Below are 20962 nucleotides of genomic sequence, written 5' to 3' on the forward strand. Positions count from 1 at the left end.
TGCTCCTTTCGTTTTGCTTCTATGATAACCGATCCAACCGATCTCATACCCGTTTGTTCTTTTTTGATACCATGACTGCTTCGCTTCGTTATCCGATCTTTTTGATCGAAGGATGATCGATGCGGATCTTGCGGATCCCGAATTTATGAGCAAAGGCAATCGTCGCCAGTCCATCATCTACGCGCACGATGATGCCTTCCCCAAACGCCTGATGCTGGACCTTATCCCCTTTGCGCAGCTGTGCCTTGCGTTTCGCAGGACTGTTGCTTTCCAGCTGCGTGTTTTGCCATGTATTCGCTTTGATATAAGCGTTGGAACTGCCAACCTCTTGTCCATCTCGTTTTGTTTCCTGCTTTGCCAAGCCGACATGTTCGATGCAGTCCGGGTCGATCTCCGCAACAAAACGACTGGTCTTTTTTAAGCGATCCAGTACAAAGCTGTATCCTTGCGCATCGCTGATGAACAGCTTTTTCTTTGCTCTGGTAAATGCCACATAAGCAAGACGGCGTTCTTCCTCTAACGCCGCTGCGCCGCCATCCGCCACGCTGCGCTCATTGGGAAAGACCCCTTCGCTCAAACTGTAAACAAATACATAATCAAATTCCAGCCCCTTAGCGGCATGAATGCTCATTAACTGAATAAAATCCTGGTTGCTCTCCGTTTCCTCTTTATCGGTATAAAGCGAGATCATCTGCATATAGTCATCCAGCGTGCCGTCTGGGTTTTCTTCCTCGTAATGCTCGATGTCCGCGATCAGTTCTTTGATGTTTTCGATGCGTTCCTGTTCATTTGCTTCTTCCAAGGCATGCAGATAACCGCTGTCTAAAAGCAGCTCCTGCAATAAGATCGAGATCGCCACATCATGCACCTTGGCGCGTGCCGCTTCCACCGCTTCCACAAACTGACCTAAAGCTGCGCGCGCTTTGCCTTTTACCACAGCATCCGCTTTTACCGCCTCATATAGATTGACACCATGCGACAGGGCATACGCTTCCAAGGCTTCCAGCGAACGGTCGCCGACGCCCCGCTTCGGTACATTGATGACCCTTCTTACCGCCAGATCGATTGCGGCATGATCAAGACAAAGCCGCAAATAAGATAAGGCGTCTTTGATTTCCGCACGATCATAGAAACGCATGCCGCCATAGATCCGATAAGGAATCTGCGCATCCAGCATTGCTTTTTCTAATGAACGCGACAGATAGTTGCTGCGATATAGCACCGCAATATCCCGATACCGCGCACCGGACGCATGCAGCGCCCGCACCTTGGCAGCGATCCAGACCGGTTCATTGGCATCATCCATCGCCGAAAAATGCACGATCTTTCCCTGATCCTTCGCTCTGGTAAACAATTCTTTTTCGATCCGGTTGCGGTTATTGGCAATGACCGCATTGGCGCCGTTTAAGATCGAAGGCGTAGAACGATAGTTTTCATTTAACACGATCGTCTTGCAGTCGGGGAAATCACGGTCAAACCGCATGATGATGTCAATATCCGCACCGCGCCACGTATAGATCGTCTGATCGGGATCGCCGACTACGCATAGCTTGCACTGATCGGAAACCAGATGACGAATGATCCCCCATTGCAAACGATCCACATCCTGAAACTCATCCACATGAATGTAATCATAGCGATTCTGCCACTTTTCACGAATCAGCGGATACTTTTCCAAGATCCGATACACAAATAAAAGCAGATCATCGAAATCCAGCGCTTTCATCTGCGCCAATTCCTTTTCATAATACGCATACAGCTGCGCCTTGATCTGTTCGCTCTGAAAAGAACCGGCCAGATCCTTTGCCTTTTCCACTGATACAAACGCCGTCTTATTGGCACTGATATAGCCGATCACACTGCCATAGCTATATGTTTTCGCATCGACGCCATACTCCTTATACGCTCGTTTTAAGATCGCTTTTTGATCATCGCTGTCTAAGATCGTGAAGCTGCGCGGATAATCCAATACCGCAATATCTTCCCGCAGCATTCTCACACAGAGGGAATGAATCGTAGAAATCTGGATCCCGACACTTTCTTCCAGCATCTCTTCCATTCGCTGCTTCATCTCATTGGCTGCCTTATTGGTAAATGTGATCGCCATGATCCGATCAGGCAAAATACCCAATTCTTTTATCAAATAAGCAATGCGCGTCGTAACCACTCTGGTTTTTCCGCTTCCCGCTCCGGCAATGATGCGAACATGTGCATCGACACAGGTAGCTGCCGCTCTTTGCTTTTCATTCAACTGATCTACGAATGACAAAACCATCACCTCATTCTCATAATCCATATTATTATACAATAAAATGCTGTTTCCCACTATACCAAATACACGAAACATCATGTGAAATCGAAACTTCCCGGCCTTTTCTAAATAGACAATTATTCATTTTATGCTATAATTTGAAACGGTGATCTTATGAGAAAAATAATCTTGTCATTCACAGTGCTGCTCGGACTGTTTGCCCTAAACGGCTGCGCATCACAAAATGAAACAAAACGTTATTCCCGCACGACTTTGTCAGCGGGCTTTGATACGGCAATTACGCTTCATGCCTATTGTGAGAGCCAAAGTGAATTTGATGAATACTTCGCTTTAGCAGAAAAGACCTTTCTGCATTATAACCGCTTATTTGACAACTATCATACCTATGAAGGCGTCAATAATGTCAAAACGATCAATGATCATGCCGGAAAAGAAGCGATCAGCGTCGATGCGGAATTATTTGATCTGATCGTTTTGGCAAAGGAATATGCCCGGTTAAGCGATCAGCGTTTTGATATCAGCTATGGAGCGGTCTTGTCGCTTTGGCATGATGCCAGAGAAGCAGCTTTGGCTGATCCTGAAAACGCGCAGCTGCCTGATCAAGAAGAATTGGAAACAGCACGCGCCTATACCGGCTTTGCTTATGTAGAATTAGAGGAAAGCAGTCATCAGGTTTACTTAAATGATCCCCATGCTTCTCTTGACTTAGGCGGCATTGCCAAAGGCTATGCGGCACAGAAATGTGCCGAAGCATTAAAAGAAGCCGGTTTGAAAAGCGGGATCGTCGATGCCGGCGGCAATGTCAAACTGATCGGCACGAAACCTGAAGGCGACTGGAATGTCGGGATCCAAATTCCCGATCCTGCCGCGCAAAGCAGCACTTCCTTATTGCAGGTAGCCTTGCCAAAAGAAACCTCGCTTGTTACCAGCGGCGATTATCAGCGCTATTTTGAAGTAGATGGTGTTCGTTATCATCACATCATCGATCCTGCTACCGCTATGCCTGCCACCTATGCCCGCAGCGTAACCGTAATCTGTGAAGATTCCACGATTGCCGATATTTTATCGACCACGCTGTTTACGATGTCTTATGAAGAAGGACTGGCATTGATCGAAAACCTGAAAGCGCAAGGCATCCAAGCAGAGGCAATTTGGGTATATGATGATACCTGCAAGGCACCGAGCGAAGCAGATCGTAAAAAAAGCGGTGATTATGAAATCATCGCCACTTCGCAAATACAAAAACAGATTACTTATCAATAAAGCAATCAAAAACAACATGTACGTTTTACCGGCATGTTGTTTTTTGTTTTTCATCTTATATGAGCTTATAACGGCAGTTCATACGCATTGCGCTTGGTTCCATCTCCCACAACAACGACGCCGCAATAACGATAACCGCATTTTTCAATGAAACGGATCATTGCGATATTTTGACAATGCGTATCAATACGCAGACTTTTACAGCCTATGGTTTTGCCTTTTCCCTTTGCGAATGCCACAAATAAAGCCGCTGCTTGCTGCCCTTTCCATTTTGGCAATACGGCAATGCGATGGATCACTGCATATTTGCCATCACAGATCCACGCACCGTCAATCTTGTCATAGTTTGGATCCTGCGTAAATTGAATCGCCGCCGTTGCGATGACCTGATCCGCTTCGATCACGACATAGGCATTTTTCTTTGCGATATCCGCACAAAGATCTGCTCGTCCCGGATAATGATTGCTTTGCCACTGCGGAATCTGCTTTTCCTTAAAATAAGCACGTGCTGCTTCGATACAGGCAAGCATGCCCGGCAAGTGATGTTCATCCGCCATTACAAGCCGCATGCGATTTCCTCTTTGATTCGTTTCAGCTCTTCCAGCAATCCATCAACTGCCTCAATCGGTGTTGCCCACGAAGTAACAAAGCGATAATAATCACAGCAGGCATCGATCTTTTCCCAGTGATTGAACGTATAGTTTTGTGATAAGCGTTTGGCTTCTTCATGAGAAAGCGCCGCAAACACCTGATTGGTCGGTGATTCCAATAACAGCTGACATCCCAATTCTTTCATGCCTTTTTGTAAATGCTGCGCCGTTTCATTGGCATGCTTCGCCAACTCCGCATATAACCCATCCTTTAATAAGATCAAAAACTGTACGCCAAGCAGTCGTCCTTTGGCAAGCATACCGCCACGCTGTTTGATCATATAACGAAAATCTGCCTTTAATGCCTCATTCACAATGACCACCGCTTCTCCAAACAAGGCACCGTTTTTCGTTCCGCCGATATAGAACACATCGCATAATGCAGCGAGATCCGCAAAACATAGATCATTTCCTTCCGCATTAAGTGCACATCCCAGTCTTGCCCCATCTAAAAACAAGTAGAGATCGTTCTGATCGCAAAATTGCCGCAGCGCCTGCAATTCTGCTTTTTTATAAATCGTACCGATTTCCGTAGCATTAGAAATATAAAGCATTTTCGGCTTTACCATATGCTCGTCAATATGCACATCCAATACGCTCTTAACCGCTTCGACCTCCAATTTCCCATCGTTTCCTTTGACGGCGATGACCTTATGCCCGCACGCTTCGATTGCACCAGTTTCATGCACATGGATATGCCCGCTATCTACGGCAATGACCGCCTCATAAGGCCTTAACGCAGCAGCGATGACCGTTAAATTCGTCTGTGTGCCGCCTACTAAAAAATGTACGTCTGCTTCTTCACACTTTATCAGCTTCTGAATCGTTTTTCTCGCTTCTTCACAATACCCGTCCAGTCCATATCCGCATGTCTGCACCGCATTGCTTTCGATCAGGGCATCTAACACCTTTGCGGCACATCCCTCGCTGTAATCATTTGCGAAACTGTATTTCATCCAATCCCTCCTCTTTGATTCTTTTATTCTATCGCGTTGCATCACTTTTCACAATGCCAAACTGGATTTCTATCAAAAGAGATGCAAATCAGTTGAATGGTAGGTCTTTATCTTAGCGCATATTTTCTTTATTTACATTAAAGTTTTTAGCTACTCCTGCTTCCGCAAATAAAAAAGCAGATTCCCTGCCGCAGCAGTTCCTCCGCTTTCTTTCAACTATACCAGTCCCATTTTTTCTTCTCTGAATAAACGGGCGTCCATTTCTTTTAAGTTTTCTGATATTGCCGGCATAAATTCCATCTGATCTAAAATATCTTTCTGTAAATCCACGCCCGGCGCAATTTCCGTAAGTGTTAATTTTCCTTCCAGCAATTCAAACACAGCGCGTTCTGTCACATACATGACCTTTTGTCCGACTTCATGCGCATACTGAGCAGAGAAGGTGATCTGTTCCACATTTTCCTTGAATTTTTTGATCTTTCCTTCCTGCACGATCGTTAGTTTTCCATCTGCAAAGCTTTCTTTCAGACCGCTTGCGGTAAAAGTACCACAGTAAACAACGACCGGTGCTGTCTGCGTGATGTTGATGAAACCGCCGCAGCCTGCAATCTTCGGACCAAAGCGTGATACATTGATATTGCCGTCTTTATCACATTCCGCCAATCCTAAGAAAGCCTGATCAAGACCACCGCCGTCATAAAAGTCAAACTGATATGGCTGATCGATGATCGCATCCGGGTTGGTACAAGTACCAAAAGCCGTTCCCGCCATCGGCACACCGCCGATACCGCCGGCCTCTACGGTTAATTTCAGGCCCGGCAGTCCTTCCTCATTGGCAACATTGGCAATGCCTTCCGGCATCCCGATGCCCAAATTGATGATGGCTTTAGGGTCTAATTCCATCGCTGCCCGACGACATACGACTTTACGCGGATTTAACGGCATCGGTGCAATACTGTCAACCGGCACCTTTACTTCACCGCTTAATGCCGGATTATAAGGCGCTTCATACGTCTGCCAGTGATTTTCCGGACGTGATACGACGATACCATCGACATAAATGCCCGGTATCTTTACTTTACGGGGATCAAGCGTACCGTTCTGTACGACTTTCTCCACTTGAAGCAATACGATGCCGCCGGAATTTTTAGCAGCCTGCGCAATCGAAAGAGAATCCAGCGTCGCCGCTTCTTTTTCCATTGTCGCATTGCCGTCCTCATCACAATACGTGGCACGAATCAAGGCGACATTTAACGGGAACGATTTATAACGCAGCCATTCTTCCCCGTCAATGTGCATCAGTTCTACTAAGTCTTCTTTCGAGCGTTCATTCATCTTGCCGCCTTCCAAACGCGGATCGACAAACGTCTTTAGACCGACCTTGGTGATAACGCCGGGACGATGTCCGGCAATTTCACGAAACAACAGTGAGATCGTTCCCAAAGGAAGATTATAGCCTTCCACTTTATTTTCAAATACCAGTCGCTGCAGTTTCGGGATCAACCCCCAGTGCCCGCCGATAATACGCTTCAACAGTCCCTCATGACCGAGCTTATTGAGTCCCAAACGATCGGTTCCATCACCGATTCCGGCAGAAAACATGATCGTCAGATCACGCGGATGCCCGCTTTTCAAAAAGGATTCCTCGATCCCGACTGAAAACTCCTGCGGATGCCCGGAACCGATAAAACCGCCGATGCCGATCTTGTCGCCGTCTTTGATCATGGATACCGCTTGTTCTAAGCTTATGATTTTACTCATCCTTTTGCTCCTTTCAAAAATAGGCAGAGGGCATCTGCCATCTGCCTGATCGATATGATTACTTATTGTGAAACTGCTCTACTTTTTCTTTATTGACAAAAGCATTCATCGCCAATTTCTGATCTTCCGTTGCAAAGCAAGCGGAGAATTCCTTTACCTCAATGGAAACACCGGCGTCCATATTTGTCTGTAAGCCGTCATTGATCGCCTTTTTCGCATTTGCCACGGCAATCGGTGCATTTGCGGCAATCCGATTTGCCAGCTTCATCGCTTCTTCCATTAAGTTTTCCGGTTCTACCACTTTATTGACCAAACCGATCGCCAACGCTTCATCGGCTTTGATCTGACGGCAGGAATAAATCAGTTCTTTGGCAATGCCGGCACCAACCAAACGCGGTAAACGCTGTGTTCCGCCAAATCCCGGTGTAATACCGAGTCCTGTTTCCGGCTGGGCAAAGCGAGCATTGCTGGAAGCGATACGAATATCGCAAGCCATTGCCAATTCACAGCCGCCGCCTAACGCGAAGCCATTGACTGCCGCAATGACCGGACAGCGGAAATTTTCAATACGAGAGAAGATCTGATTTCCGAAACGGCCATACGTTGCGGCTTCATCCGTATTCTTATCCTTCATTTCCGCAATATCCGCACCGGCCACGAAGCTCTTTTCTCCGGCACCGGTAATGATCAGCGCATAAATGCTCTTGGTCTGGCATACTTCTGCCAAAGCGCTGTTCAAATCAGAAAGCACTTCCGTACTCAACGCGTTTAACGCTTTCGGACGGTTGATCGTGATCACTGCAACATGATCCTTCATTTCTAATAGTACATTGCTCATGTTTTTTCACCTTTCCTATTGCTGCACTGTTATTTTGTGTAATCGTAGAAACCTTTTCCGCTCTTCTGTCCCAACATACCGCCGCGCACCATCTTGCGGATCAGCGTACAGCAGCGATATTTCGTATCGCCGGTTTCATGATACAGCACGTCCATGATCGCTTCCACGATGTCAAGACCGACCAGATCACCCAGCGCCAAAGGCCCCATCGGATGATTTGCACCTAATTTCATCGCTGTATCAATGTCTTCCGCAGATGCGATGCCTTCCTGTAAGATAAAGGCTGCTTCGTTGATCATCGGAATCAAAATACGATTTACCACAAAACCCGGACCTTCATTTACTTCAACCGGTGTCTTGCCTAATGATTTTGATACTTCTAAGATCGCATCTTTTACCGCTGCCGGTGTATTGATACCGGAGATGACTTCTACCAGTTTCATACGATCCGCAGGGTTGAAGAAGTGCATACCGATTACATCATGCTTGATGCCCTTGGCAATTTCCGTAATTGATAAAGAAGATGTGTTTGTACCGAAAATGCAGCCTTCTTTGCAGATTTCATCTAACTGAGTAAACAGATCTTTCTTCACTTCCATTTTTTCCAATACGGCTTCCACGATCAGATCCGCATCAGCTAAATCTTGGTATTCGCCTGCTTTCAAGTTTGCTTTGACCGCGTCGGCAGCCTCAGCCGTCATTTTTTCACGGCTTACCAGCTTATCCAGCTTCTTGGCGATCTTATCGATACCGCCCTGTGCCCATTCGATCTTAATGTCGCATACTGTTACTTCATAGCCGTTTGACGCAAATGCGTTGGCAATGCCCTGTCCCATTGTACCTGCGCCGATTACACCAATTTTTTTCATATTGTTATCCTCCTTTATCAGCCATAAGGCATCCGCTGCTGCACGGATGCTTGGCTTTTTATCTTATGATTAGTTCGCTTTCGCTTTGATGATTTCTTCTTTTAATAAAGGCAATACTTCTTTGACATCACCGACAAATCCCATATTGGCAATGCTGAAGATCTCTGCCTGCGGATCGCGGTTGATCGCAATGATCATATCCGATTTTTCCATACCGGCAACGTGCTGGCAGGCACCGGAAATACCGCATGCGATGTAAAGAGAAGGACGCACGGTCTTACCGGTCTGTCCGACCTGAATGTCTTTTTCCGCATAGCCGTCATCTACTACGGCACGAGAAACCGCCAGTTCACCGCCTAATTCTTCGGCAACCGCTTTTACTAGATCCAGGCAGTCTTCTGCCCCGCGGCCTGCTGCCACAAGAATATCCGCTTTCGTAATATCTACGCCTTCCACCACTTTTTCGATCACTTCTTTTACAACGACCTGCGGCTGCGTAGACTGGAATTTCGGTTCAAACATCACCACTTCACCTTTTCTTGTCGGATCCGGTGCATCCATGGAGAATACGTTTGGACGAATCGTTGCCATCTGCGGACGCGTATCCGGACAAATGATCGTACCGAACAGATTTCCGCCGAAAGTAGGACGCGTTACCAATAACAATGCTTCATCTTCTTTTTCCGGATCCATTTCGATCTTCGTTGCATCGGCAGTCAATCCCGCATTCAGACGCGCCGCTACACGAGGCGCCAGATCACGGCCTAATACCGTCGCTCCCGTCAATAAAGAATCCGGTTTATACGTTTCGATTACCTGTGTCAGCGCATCTGCATAAAACTGCGTAGAATAACCTTTTAATAACGGATGATCGACAACGATCACTTTATCCGCACCATGGGCAATGACATCCTGTGCTTTATCAGCAATGCCTTCTCCTAACAATACACCGACTACTTCAAAATTCATGTGAGGAATAGAAGCAACTAATTTGCGTGCTTCAGAGATCAATTCATAACCGACATTTGCGATTTCTCCGTTTTTCTGTTCCACGAAAACGTAAATGTCTTTATATCCTTCAAATTTAGCCATTTTGCTTTACCCTCCTATTTCGTGATGATCTGCTTTTCTTTTAATGTCTTAGCGATCATTTCAGCAGCTTCTTGTGCAGAAACATTGAATGTTTCTGTCTGTGCAGATACTTCTTTTGTAAAAGTATGATGTACTTTTGTCGGAGATCCGGCCAGACCTACTTTGCTTTCTTCAATGCCTAAGTCATCAAATGTCAAGATTTTTACTTCTTTGTTAAATGAATCGACAATATCGTTGCAGTTCATGTAACGAGGCTCGTTCATACCGCTCAAGGTCGTTAAAACACAAGGCAGGTTCGCTTCTAAGATTTCTTCGCTGTCTTCCAATGATTTCTTTACGACAACGCTGTTTTCTTTCAGATCGATGATTTCATCTACATAGGTTACCTGAGGAATGTTCAGACGTTCTGCGGTCTGCGGTCCTACCTGCGCGGTATCGCCATCGATCGCCTGACGTCCGGCGATGATCAGATCAAAGCCGTTTTTCTCTAATGCCGCTGCCAGTGTAGAAGAGGTTGCACAGGTATCGGCACCGGCAAATTTACGGTCAGTGATCAAAATGCAGTTATCAACCCCGCGTGCATACAGCTCTTTTAACATTTCCGTTGCCTGCGGCGGCCCCATCGTGATGATGTCTACGGTTGCACCGTATTTTTCTTTCAGCTGCAATGCGGCTTCTACCCCTGCCAGATCATCAGGGTTAATAATACTAGGCACGCCGGCACGGATCAATGTACCGGTTACTTTATCAACACGGATTTCCGTTGAATCCGGAACCTGTTTTACTAGAACTACTATTTTCTTCATAAGTATCGTTTCCTTTCTCTTATTATTTCAGCATTGCGCCGCTGATGACCATGCGCTGTACTTCTGATGTACCTTCATAGATCTCGGTGATCTTCGCGTCACGGAACATTCTTTCTACCGGATAATCACGGGTATAGCCGTAACCGCCCAGCAGCTGGATCGCTTTGGTCGTTACTTCCATTGCCACTTCGGCAGCGAACAGTTTTGCCTTAGCAGCTTCTACGGAATAAGGAAGTCCTTTTTCTTTCTTCATCGCCGCATCATATACCAGCCATCTTGCCGCATCGACTTTCGTCTGCATATCAGCCAGCTGGAACTGTGTATTCTGGAATTTGGCGATCGGACGTCCGAACTGTTTACGTGCTTTTACATAAGGAACGGTTTCATCGATCGCTCCCTGTGCGATACCAAGCGCCTGTGCGGCGATACCGATACGTCCGCCATCCAAAGTCATCATCGCGATCTTGAAGCCTTTGCCTTCCTGACCCAGCAGCTGATCCTTGCTTAAACGCACATTGTTGAAGATCAATTCACTGGTTGCACTGCCGCGAATACCCAGTTTCTTTTCATGCTGACCCACGGTAAAGCCCGGCATGCCTTTTTCAACGATGAAAGCGGAGATACCGCGTGTACCCTGTGATTTGTCAGTCATGGCAAAGATGATATAAACATCTGCTTCACCGGCATTGGTAATAAAGATCTTCGTACCGTTTAAGATATAGTCGTCGCCGTCTTTTACCGCCGTTGTCTGCTGACCTGCCGCATCCGTTCCCGCATTCGGTTCAGTCAAGCCAAATGCCGCCAGCTTCTTTCCGGTACACAGATCAGGCAGATATTTCTGCTTCTGTGCTTCCGTACCGAACTGTGCGATCGGCCATGTACCTAAAGAAGTATGTGCAGATAAGACAACGCCTGTCGTCGCACATTTTTTGCTTAATTCTTCTACGGCCAAGATATAAGAGAGATAATCGGCTCCCGCTCCGCCGTATTCTCTGCTGTAAGGAATACCAAGCATCTTACAAGCAGCCATTTTCTCCACGTTTTCTCTTGGGAAACGTTCCTGTTCGTCAATTTCTGCCGCAAGTGGTTTCACTTCTTTTTCAGCAAACTCAGAAAATAACTTTTTCATCATTTTTTGTTGTTCTGTTAACATGAAATCCATACGTTTTCTCCTCTCTAAGAATTCTGTTTCGTCCTCTGTTACATCAACAAATCGGCTTGTTCCACAAACCCTGTAACCTACACCATTTTATCCCTATTTGAAAGGATAGTCAACTACTTTGTTAATAATTTAACAATTAAAAAAGCCCTGCTTCCGCCCGCTTTTTCCCCTCCCATTTCCACATTTCTTTTGTAAGCGATTACATTATAAAAACACTTGTGAATTTTTTAATAAGTAGTTGACATTTCCATGAATTTTGAGTACCATTTTCATGTAATGGTTATGGTATTCTCATAACAGAAAGGACATCAAAATATGGAAATGAAAAAAGCGTATATCGTAAGCGCAAAACGTACTGCGATCGGCAGTTTTCTCGGCGGGCTTGCAACGGTTCATCCAAAGGATATGGGTTCTGCCGTTGTCAAAGCATTATTGGAAGATGCAGGCGTAAAGCCGGAGCAGGTAGATGAACTGATCTGCGGTAATGTATTAGGTGCGGGACTTGGACAAAACATCGGACGTACCATCGCATTGGAAGCAGGCATCCCTGAAACGGTATGTGCCCACTCTACGAACATGGTGTGTGGATCCGGTCTTAGAACGGTCATGGAAGCCGTTATGTCAATTCAGGCAGGCTTCAATGATGTAGTGGTAGCCGGCGGTGTGGAATCTATGTCATTGGCGCCTTATCTGGTACCGGCAAATACCCGTACCGGAAATAAGATGGGTGATTGGAAAGCAACCGATCACATGATCTACGACGCATTAACGGATGCGCGCGCCAACATCCACATGGGCGTTACTGCTGAAAACATTGCAAAGAAATACAACATCACACGTGAAATGCAGGATGAATTCGCATACGCATCTCAGCAGAAAGCAATCGCCGCCGTAGACAGCGGCAGATTCAAAGATGAGATCGTTCCGATCACCGTACATCTGCGCAAAGAAGATGTGGTATTTGATACAGATGAACATCCGAATCGTAAATCCAACCCGGAAAAACTGGCAAAGCTGCGTCCGGCATTCATCAAAGACGGAACCGTTACTGCCGGCAACGCATCCGGTATCAATGATGGTGCATCCTTTGTATTAGTAGTAAGCGAAGATGCTTTGAAGAAATACAATCTGACGCCATTATGTGAAATCATCGGTATCGGACAGGGCGGTGTTGATCCGCTCACGATGGGCTTAGGTCCTACACCGGCAATTCGCAACGCTTTGAACTATGCCAACCTGAAATTAGATGATATCGAATTGGTTGAATTAAACGAAGCATTTGCGGCACAGTCATTAGGTGTGATCCACGAATTGGTGGAAGAACACGGAATTGACCGTGAAGCATTTATGGCTAAGACAAACGTAAACGGCGGCGCGATCGCATTGGGTCATCCGGTAGGTGCTTCCGGAAACCGTATCTTAGTTACTTTGATCCATGAGATGATCAAGTCTGACAAACATATCGGTCTTGCATCTCTTTGCATCGGCGGCGGACAGGGTACTGCGGTTATCGTAAAACGCTAATCACCAAATAAAAACACGATATTCGTGATAGAATCCCACTAAAGTAGACATGCTAGTAAACAAAAGGGTGTCTATGGAGGTGGGATTTTCTATGGAAAGATCACCAATGATTGTATAGAGCATCCCTAATAGAAACGATCATCCACTCATATTCGATACACTTCATCAAGCGGCTTGCAATACCTAAAAGCAAGTTCACTATTGATTCAGATCGTGGATATCATACACAATTCCTTCCTTTCAAAACAAAGCAGCAAGAATCACGAAACAACTGAAAAACCCAGTCGGTACGATACCGATTGGGTCTCATTTTTTATCAATCAATATTTTATGCTTGCCGCAGTGTTTTCCATCTGCTCTTGCGGATAGTTTGTTTCTCACAGATGTTTTTTATGAAAGCCACTGTCACAAGTTATTCTCAAGTACAGCCAAAATTGCCAATTCTGATTGGGTATATTGATACCTCATTTCTTACTTTAATTCTTCTGTCTTAAAGGTCGTATACCCCTCATAATAATAGCTATGGTCGATGCTTTTCATATAGATTTCCCGGCTGTCTATATCATCGCTCAAAGCGTTTTTCAAAATGTGCTTGATCTCAATATCCCTAATAGGACTGCGTTCCATAGCGAGCAGATAATCTTCTTTATCAACACGGCTCCAGTCAATGACCTTGCCAAGTTCTTTTTTGAAAATGCAATCAAGCCAAATACGTGTGCTGCGCCCATTCCCTTCTCTGAAAGGGTGGGCAATATTCATTTCAACGTACTTCTCAACGATTTCATCAAAAGTGGATTGCGGCATTTTATCTATATTCTGTAGAGCTGCTTCAAGATACATCAAAGGTGCAAAACGGAAATTACCCTTTGCAATATGAACAGTTCTAAGTTCACCGGCAAAGTCATAAATCTCATCAAAGAGATACTTATGAATCGTTTTAAGAGCTGAAAATGTTCCTGCATCCAATGTATCAAGTATGCCGTTTTCAAAAAGCGCGAGCGCTTTCCTCTTGCTGATGCGTTCCTCTGCTTCGGCAAGTTCAGGGGAAGATGTAATACCTAATTTATTTTCAAGTGGCATCATGCACCTCCAAAATCAATCACTGATCAGCGGCAACACCGGATTTCATCCAAGCATCAACTTCGCTGATTTTGAATTTCCATAATCAGATGATTTTTGCGGCAGGCATATATTACACGCTCGAACCAGTGAAAGCTCGTATCATGCCTAACACCCAAATATTCCATTATTTCTTTCATTGCATACCAGTTCAAAGTTGTGATCCATAGTGAAATCCTTCGTTTTCGCGAAAATACAATTTTACAAGACATACTATACTGCAATCTTTATTTAGATGCAAGGTTTCATAGGTGGTTATTCGAGATTATCAAGAAAAAATCATAAATTCAATAACAAAACACAAAGCCTTCTTTCGAGGAAAATATGCGGACAAAGTGTATCTTTATGTTTGTTTTATGAAAAAGCGAAGTCTTTTACGCTCCGCTTTCTCATCTCAATCTTATTTTAGCATCTAAATGCTACTGCTCGCTTCTTCTGTTCTTGCGTAACATTGCAGCGAATACGATCATACTTCCCCCTAGCAGTACATAATACATTCCCTTGCTTACTTCATCCCCTGTATGTACTGCTTCGCTCTCCTCTTTCTTGATCTCCTCGATATTGCTTTCTCCCTTTTCCTCTTCATTTGGTGTATTCGGCTTTTCTTCCGGCTCTGTCGGCTTCTCCTCCGGTTCACTTGGTTTCTCTTCCGGCTCTGTCGGCTTCTCTTCCTTCTGCCACATCACCTCAAATGTCCCAAACTCCTTGCTTCCTACCTCAAACTCCAATCCACCCTCTGTCTTTCTTACTTCTATCTCTCTCGCTTTGCTCTTTGCGATCTCTTCATCCAAAGCCTCTTCGCTCATCTGCATCGTGTAATCTCTTGTCAATCCCTCATAATACACGACCGCAAACCGATCCCCTTCTTCGCTTCCTTCCGGATATGGATAATATACGCTTACCGTTTCCTTTTCTGTTCCTACCCATAAGTTCCCGTCATTTTGATCGACCAGATCCAAATACCGAAACTCTCTTTTTACTTCCTTCGTTTCATCTATCCCTTTCACTGCTTCCATTCCCTTTGCATGCAGCGCTTCCATCCGTTCTGCTGATCCCAATACCTCTTCGATCAATTCATCCCATAACAGCACGATCTTCGCATCTTCATTTACCGGATACATCGTATTCCCGTTCTTATAAAACTGCGTCCCTGCTTTTACATGTGCATGCGCTTCCTTGATCTGGCATGCTCCTTCTTCTTCATATACTCCCTTATAGATCTCACTGCTCAGTGTCTCCGCACTTTCATCGCTTACTTCTCTTACCTTTACTTCCCCTACTGCCATCCCTTCTTCCGGTATACTCAATAAGTGTTCATCTAATCGGATCTCTTTATCATCTACTCTTGGTAATGCATACAGTGCATAGCTTCCCGCTTTCGCTGCGCTCTCTACCTTCTCTCCCTCGCTGTTTCGATATTCCCATGCAAATGGCACTCCCTCTTCTTCCAGATCCCATGCTTCCCCATCTACGCTGATCGCATAGCTTTCCAAGCCTTCTTCCCATTGCGGTTCCGGCAAGGCATCGCCATGATTGCTGGCGTCGGTTCCCGATCCTCCTTCATATGCGATCAGTTCGACTGCTTGAAGCGGTTCACTATATCCTGCATATAAGTGCAGCGTACCGTTCTCTAATGTCGTAAAGTCGATCGTTGCTGCTTCATCAAATGGCTTCGTACATGCTTCATCTAAATACCAGCCATTGAATACGCTTCCCTCTTTGCTTAGGCTAGTAGATGGGTTATTCATCAGAATGTCAGTTCCCGGCACTGCGGATACAGAAGCTTTTGCTTGATCGATCTCTGCTTCATTTGCATAGATAAAGTGATTGGTTTCATCATTTACAACCGCAAATTGCTTTGTGCTTCCATCTGCAAATACACCGCCATTGGCATCAAAAGACACATTGCCAAAATAAGGGATTCTCCCTTTTATACTGTCAGGATCATTATATCGTTCGATCAGTTTTTCATCTTCCGTAATGATAATGGTAGGAATCGGATCATCCACATGTGCATCACTGTCAAATAAATTACCATATGTTTTTACTGAATCAAGTTGGAAATTACTTAAATCGAAATAAGTCAGACTATCACAATTCTGAAACATAGCGCTTGTATATATCGCATTTTCCATATGTAATTGATCTAAACCTTTTATTTCTTTCAGATTTTCGCATCCCTTAAACATACTGGCTGTTTGTCTTAATGATTCTGTATTAAAATAACTGAGATCAACGCTCTCTAGACTATAACAACCTAAAAACATACCTTCAAAATCAGTTATTTTCGCTCCATCAAAAATAGCAAAATCAATGTTTTTAAGCGAACGGCAATGTGAAAACATAAAATTTGTTTCTTCTACATTACTCATATCAAGACTATCCAATCCTTTAATTGTTTTCAAATTATAACAACCATCAAATAATCTTTTCATATAAGATATTCTGCTTGTATCAAGTCCTGTTAAGTCCACGGTTTCCAAATTATGACATTCAAGAAATAGACCATCCATTGAAATCATATTTTTTGTATCTAACCCACTTAAATCAACAGAAAACAGATTTATAAACTCACATTGAATATCATTATCTGCATAATAAAAAGCACTATCGAGACTCTCTGTACCCATTTTTACCTTTTTGTCAGTTGTTCCGACTTTCAAAGAAGTCAATTTATTAGAAAGAATCCAATCTGAAAACTCCGGAAAATCCGGATGAGGCTGCATCAAATTCTCAAACATTCTATCAAAGGTTTTAATCTCTACTGTTTTCCCTTCCTGTCCTTCAAATTCAGAAGGAATTACAACATTCACTTGATCCCCTTTGTATTTTGTTAATGTGATCTTATCACTTGTTTCTGTATAATCCCAATCACTTAGCGTTAGGCCGCCAACCTCAGTTTCAGAGTACTGATTTACAGTACCCCCCCCCCTGGGCAAAAATCATGTTCGGTTTTGCTGTCATGCCCAGCATCAGGCATAGACTTGCCAAAAGCAACGATACTTTCTTTTTCATCTTTTCCTCCTTCTCGTCTGTTTCCTTTTACAGACGCTATCTTTGCTTGTTTACACTATACCATATTTTCCCATATTTATCTACTTTTACTGTAACCGCTAACGATTATCTCAATACATTTGATAACAAATACACTTAACATGTGCATTAAACATTCATCAAAGTAATCTTATTTCCTTACAGTGGCAGAAAAGATTTTCGCCGTTTATGAAATCGAAGATGATGAGCGCAAGCAGAAAAACTATATAATAACTTATATATGATTATAATTGCTAACGAAAAAAATCGCATCCTTTCAGACACGATTTATGCTTGTTTTTGTTCACTCATACATACACGTTCAATGTGTATTGCCAAATAACCTGTTTCCACTTTCGGGATGCTTTGATGCAGCGTTCGCTCAATGCGTGCAATGATATGCTGGGCAACCTGATAGGAATATGGAAAACTGTTTTGCGCATACGCCTCTATATCAAGCGTCAATTCTTCTCCTTTGCGTAAACGGGCAAGCAAATACTTCATGTGTGCCAACAAACGAGAATAAGAAAGCGAATTGACATCAATAGATAGATTGCATTCCTCCTCCACTTGCCGAATGCTCTCATTGATGATAACTGCCACCATCATGCCTGCATCTACCTGCTCTCCCATTGCACTATGAATATGCAGCGTGATATAGCCGACCTCATCATCATTGATCTCATAGCCGCAGCGTTCACGGATCATGTTTTTTCCCTGCATTGCGATCTCATGTTCTTTAGGATACAAAAGACGAATATCGTTGACAAAAGGATTGGCGATATTCAGCCCGTTCTTGATCCGCGTGATCGCAAAAGCGATATGATCCGCCAAAGGAAGCAGGACATTACGATCAATATCCTGAAACTGCTCTTCAGCCAGCGTCAGTATTTCACTGCTGATTTCCAGATACACTGGCTCTAAATGACGAAACACCTCTTTGGTCGAGCCTCTGCTTGTTTCCTTTTGCAGTTCATAAACCTTACCGGAATAGGGAGGATCGATCTGTTCATTGATCTTACGTCCAAAACCGATTCCTTTATCAAGAAGCAGGAGAACATGATTGTTCACTGCCTCATGCACGATGATCGCATTATGATTCAAAATCCGTATGATCTTTGCCATGTTCTCCTCCTTTCCATCTTTATTTTACACGAATCAGCGCATCACCGACACTGACTTCTCCCAATTTCAACAATTCTAAATGATGCGTGCCTAAATTGGTAAATACCAATGGAATCGCATCTGACGATGCTTGTTCTCTTATATATTGTAAATCAAATTCCATCAGTTTTGTACCCTTTTGCACAGTTTGACCATTCTCTACCAGTACATGGAAGCCTTGTCCTTTTAAGTCTACCGTATTGATGCCGACATGAATCAGCAGCTCCACGCCCTCTTCAGAGATGAACCCGATCGCATGCTTGGTATCAAAGACAAATTGAATCTTTCCATCACAAGGCGCATATAAATTTCCATCGTGTGGGAAGATGACGACACCATCTCCCATCATCTTCTGGGCAAAGGTCGCATCCGGTGTCTCATTGATCAGCTTTGCCTCTCCGTTGATCGGAGATGTAAACACTGCTTGGATCAGTTCATGCTCCTCTTCTTTTGGTTCCTTTATTTCCACAGAGGCTAGCGGCTGTATCGCACTTGGATGATGCAGATATTCTTCCAGATCGGATTTGATGACAGATACACGCGGTCCGTAAATCACCTGCACGTTGTTGCCCTTTTTCAAGACGCCGGCTGCACCGGATTGCTTTAAGATACTTTCATCGACCTGATTCCCATCTGCTACTCCGACGCGTAAACGAGTTGCACAGCAATCGACATTCTTAATGTTTTCTACACCGCCCAGCCCCTGCACGATCAGCGCTGATAAAGCAGTTGTTGCATCTGTCGCATGCTTCGTGCTGCGGGCATTGACATCGGCTTTTGTATAAAGTTTTGTCTCTTCATCGTCATCTTCACGCCCCGGCGTTTTTAACTGGAAGCGTTTGATGAGGAATTGGAAGATAAAATAATACAGGAAGAAATAAACGATACCGACAGGAATGATCAGCATCCAGCTGGTCTTGTCATTGCCCTGTAAAATTCCAAATAGCAGCAAGTCCAAAAGACCGCCGGAGAATGTTAAGCCTACCGCAATATTCAAAATATGAGCGATCATGTAAGCCGCACCTGCTAATACCACCTGTACGACAAACAGCATTGGCGCCACAAACAAGAAGGAAAATTCAATCGGTTCTGTTATACCGGTAAACATACTGGTAAGCGCCGCTGACAATAACAACCCGCCAACTACCTTTTTCTTCTGCGGCTTTGCACAGCGATACATCGCCAGTGCAGCTCCCGGCAGACCGAAAATCATGAAGATAAATTCACCGGAAAAATAGCGGGTCGCATCAGCGCTGAAGTGTACGACGCTTGGATCGGCAAGCTGGGCAAAGAAGATATTTTGTCCGCCTTGGATCAGCTGGCCGCCTACTTCCATCGTGCCGCCGACTGCGGTTTGCCAAAATGGCAGATAGAACACATGATGCAGTCCAAAAGGAATCAATGCACGCTTGATGATACCGAAGATCAATGTACCAAGATAACCGGTTCCGGTTACCAAAGAACCTAATGCATAAATACCGTTTTGTACCAGCGGCCAGACAAAGAACATCAAGATTCCGACTAACACAAAGACCGCAGTAGAGATGATCGGCACAAAACGCGTACCGCCAAAGAAGGAGAGCGCATTCGGCAGTTCGATCTTATAAAACTTATTATGCAGCGCCGCTACGCCCAAACCGACGATGATACCGCCAAACACGCCCATCTGCAGCGTTTGGATGCCACACATGGAAGCGATCGTACCGCTTAAGACATGTGGTGCAATACTGCCATCTGCTAAGATCTGTCCATTGATCGTCAATACCGCATTGATCGATACATGCATAACAAAGAAGGCAATGACTGCGGAAAGCGCCGCTACCTCTTTTTCCTTCTTCGCCATACCGATGGCGACTCCAACGGCGAAAATCAGCGGAAGGTTGTCGAAGATCGCACTACCCGCCTTGCTCATGACCGTTAAAAAACCGTGCAGCAGCGTACCATTTCCTAAAATAGATTGTAACCCATAGGAGGCGATCATCGTCTCATTGGTAAAGGAGCTTCCGATTCCTAATAATAATCCGGCGATCGGAAGAACCGCGATGGGAAGCATAAAGCTTCGTCCGATGCGTTGTAAAACGCCAAAAATTTGATCTTTCATTATTTCTTTCCTTTCTTCTCATGATTCTTTACTGTTTTGCCCGCCATAAAGAAAAGGCACAAACACTAAAGAATCTCTATCGAGATCAATTCTTTAATAGTTCATGCCTGCTTTACCAGTAACACTCTATTTCTGCCCTTATTTTACCAATGTAAGCGATTACTGTCAATGCTTTTTATCATCTCTTTGTAAATCTTTCATTCATTCTACTTCCTGACAGCGTGCCGCAAGCTTTGCCTGTAACCCTAATATGCCATGCAGACAATACCTAAACTCCATCATTTCCATGATCAGCACATGAAATTTTTGCTGGATCGTGTATACATGAAAATCATCAAGATTGTCTATTTAC

Annotated in this window: 15 protein-coding genes; 2 read left to right on the plus strand and 13 right to left on the minus strand. The window is 44.5% G+C overall.

Translation table 11 applies throughout. The features are described 5' to 3' along the window. Positions 1–88: 88 nt before the first annotated feature. Positions 89–2347 (minus strand): ATP-dependent helicase, encoded by a 2259-nt coding sequence (locus tag C1712_RS01395; RefSeq protein WP_425435990.1) that lies wholly within the window; start codon positions 2345–2347, stop codon positions 89–91. Between the two features lie 78 nt (positions 2348–2425). Between C1712_RS01395 and C1712_RS01400 the strand changes: the two genes are divergently transcribed. Continuing rightward, entirely contained in the window at positions 2426–3535 is a 1110-nt protein-coding gene (locus tag C1712_RS01400; RefSeq protein WP_102266124.1) for an FAD:protein FMN transferase, read from the plus strand. Positions 3536–3600: 65 nt separating this feature from the next. Here C1712_RS01400 and C1712_RS01405 read toward each other — a convergent pair whose 3' ends face one another. The 8 genes from C1712_RS01405 to C1712_RS01440 all read right to left on the minus strand — a co-directional run bounded on the left by C1712_RS01405 (position 3601) and on the right by C1712_RS01440 (position 11669). Continuing rightward, on the minus strand, positions 3601–4104 hold the full coding sequence (locus tag C1712_RS01405) for a GNAT family N-acetyltransferase (RefSeq protein ID WP_102266125.1): 504 nt from the start codon (positions 4102–4104) through the stop codon (positions 3601–3603). Further along, positions 4092–5141, minus strand: a complete 1050-nt coding sequence (locus tag C1712_RS01410; RefSeq protein WP_102266127.1) for a threonine aldolase family protein — start codon at positions 5139–5141, stop codon at positions 4092–4094. Before C1712_RS01410 ends, C1712_RS01405 begins: the two co-directional genes overlap by 13 nt. Before the next feature lie 216 nt (positions 5142–5357). Beyond that, the gene (locus tag C1712_RS01415; RefSeq protein WP_102266128.1) at positions 5358–6902 is read right to left on the minus strand and encodes an acyl CoA:acetate/3-ketoacid CoA transferase; all 1545 of its coding nucleotides are present in this window, start codon (positions 6900–6902) and stop codon (positions 5358–5360) included. Positions 6903–6960: 58 nt separating this feature from the next. After that, on the minus strand, positions 6961–7740 hold the full coding sequence (locus C1712_RS01420; RefSeq protein ID WP_102266130.1) for a short-chain-enoyl-CoA hydratase: 780 nt from the start codon (positions 7738–7740) through the stop codon (positions 6961–6963). Between the two features lie 29 nt (positions 7741–7769). Next, positions 7770–8609, minus strand: a complete 840-nt coding sequence (locus tag C1712_RS01425) for a 3-hydroxyacyl-CoA dehydrogenase family protein (protein ID WP_102266131.1) — start codon at positions 8607–8609, stop codon at positions 7770–7772. 69 nt (positions 8610–8678) lie between these two features. Beyond that, entirely contained in the window at positions 8679–9701 is a 1023-nt protein-coding gene (locus tag C1712_RS01430) for an electron transfer flavoprotein subunit alpha/FixB family protein (protein WP_102266132.1), read from the minus strand. A 14-nt stretch (positions 9702–9715) separates the two neighbouring features. Beyond that, on the minus strand, positions 9716–10507 hold the full coding sequence (locus C1712_RS01435) for an electron transfer flavoprotein subunit beta/FixA family protein (RefSeq protein ID WP_102266134.1): 792 nt from the start codon (positions 10505–10507) through the stop codon (positions 9716–9718). 22 nt (positions 10508–10529) lie between these two features. Beyond that, a complete protein-coding gene (locus C1712_RS01440) occupies positions 10530–11669 on the minus strand; it encodes an acyl-CoA dehydrogenase (protein WP_102266135.1) in 1140 nt (379 codons plus the stop codon). Between the two features lie 315 nt (positions 11670–11984). Between C1712_RS01440 and C1712_RS01445 the strand changes: the two genes are divergently transcribed. Continuing rightward, the gene (locus C1712_RS01445; RefSeq protein WP_102266137.1) at positions 11985–13193 is read left to right on the plus strand and encodes an acetyl-CoA C-acetyltransferase; all 1209 of its coding nucleotides are present in this window, start codon (positions 11985–11987) and stop codon (positions 13191–13193) included. A 471-nt stretch (positions 13194–13664) separates the two neighbouring features. On the opposite strand, the gene fic is transcribed toward C1712_RS01445, so the two are convergent. The 4 genes from fic to C1712_RS01470 form a co-directional block, all read right to left on the minus strand. Further along, entirely contained in the window at positions 13665–14273 is a 609-nt protein-coding gene (fic, locus tag C1712_RS01450) for a protein adenylyltransferase Fic (protein ID WP_102266138.1), read from the minus strand. 458 nt (positions 14274–14731) lie between these two features. Further along, positions 14732–17053 (minus strand): BspA family leucine-rich repeat surface protein, encoded by a 2322-nt coding sequence (locus tag C1712_RS01460; RefSeq protein ID WP_342744938.1) that lies wholly within the window; start codon positions 17051–17053, stop codon positions 14732–14734. A 580-nt stretch (positions 17054–17633) separates the two neighbouring features. Further along, entirely contained in the window at positions 17634–18470 is an 837-nt protein-coding gene (locus tag C1712_RS01465) for a PRD domain-containing protein (protein ID WP_102266141.1), read from the minus strand. A gap of 19 nt (positions 18471–18489) precedes the next feature. Beyond that, entirely contained in the window at positions 18490–20610 is a 2121-nt protein-coding gene (locus tag C1712_RS01470; protein ID WP_102266142.1) for a PTS sugar transporter subunit IIABC, read from the minus strand. Positions 20611–20962 lie beyond the last annotated feature (352 nt).

Origin of the sequence: Massilicoli timonensis, from assembly GCF_900199515.1 — a bacterium.
Lineage (GTDB): Bacteria > Bacillota_I > Bacilli_A > Erysipelotrichales > Erysipelotrichaceae > Massilicoli > Massilicoli timonensis.

What these genes read in the sequence shown, in the direction of transcription:
- C1712_RS01410 (WP_102266127.1), bottom strand. Translation starts at nt 5,141, where the DNA reads ATGAAATACAGTTTCGCAAATGATTACAGCGAGGGATGTGCCGCAAAG.
- C1712_RS01465 (WP_102266141.1), bottom strand. Translation starts at nt 18,470, where the DNA reads ATGGCAAAGATCATACGGATTTTGAATCATAATGCGATCATCGTGCAT.
- fic (WP_102266138.1), bottom strand. Translation starts at nt 14,273, where the DNA reads ATGCCACTTGAAAATAAATTAGGTATTACATCTTCCCCTGAACTTGCC.
- C1712_RS01425 (WP_102266131.1), bottom strand. Translation starts at nt 8,609, where the DNA reads ATGAAAAAAATTGGTGTAATCGGCGCAGGTACAATGGGACAGGGCATT.
- C1712_RS01420 (WP_102266130.1), bottom strand. Translation starts at nt 7,740, where the DNA reads ATGAGCAATGTACTATTAGAAATGAAGGATCATGTTGCAGTGATCACG.
- C1712_RS01430 (WP_102266132.1), bottom strand. Translation starts at nt 9,701, where the DNA reads ATGGCTAAATTTGAAGGATATAAAGACATTTACGTTTTCGTGGAACAG.
- C1712_RS01470 (WP_102266142.1), bottom strand. Translation starts at nt 20,610, where the DNA reads ATGAAAGATCAAATTTTTGGCGTTTTACAACGCATCGGACGAAGCTTT.
- C1712_RS01415 (WP_102266128.1), bottom strand. Translation starts at nt 6,902, where the DNA reads ATGAGTAAAATCATAAGCTTAGAACAAGCGGTATCCATGATCAAAGAC.
- C1712_RS01400 (WP_102266124.1), top strand. Translation starts at nt 2,426, where the DNA reads ATGAGAAAAATAATCTTGTCATTCACAGTGCTGCTCGGACTGTTTGCC.
- C1712_RS01405 (WP_102266125.1), bottom strand. Translation starts at nt 4,104, where the DNA reads ATGCGGCTTGTAATGGCGGATGAACATCACTTGCCGGGCATGCTTGCC.
- C1712_RS01445 (WP_102266137.1), top strand. Translation starts at nt 11,985, where the DNA reads ATGGAAATGAAAAAAGCGTATATCGTAAGCGCAAAACGTACTGCGATC.
- C1712_RS01435 (WP_102266134.1), bottom strand. Translation starts at nt 10,507, where the DNA reads ATGAAGAAAATAGTAGTTCTAGTAAAACAGGTTCCGGATTCAACGGAA.
- C1712_RS01460 (WP_342744938.1), bottom strand. Translation starts at nt 17,053, where the DNA reads ATGTTTGAGAATTTGATGCAGCCTCATCCGGATTTTCCGGAGTTTTCA.
- C1712_RS01440 (WP_102266135.1), bottom strand. Translation starts at nt 11,669, where the DNA reads ATGGATTTCATGTTAACAGAACAACAAAAAATGATGAAAAAGTTATTT.
- C1712_RS01395 (WP_425435990.1), bottom strand. Translation starts at nt 2,347, where the DNA reads ATGTTTCGTGTATTTGGTATAGTGGGAAACAGCATTTTATTGTATAAT.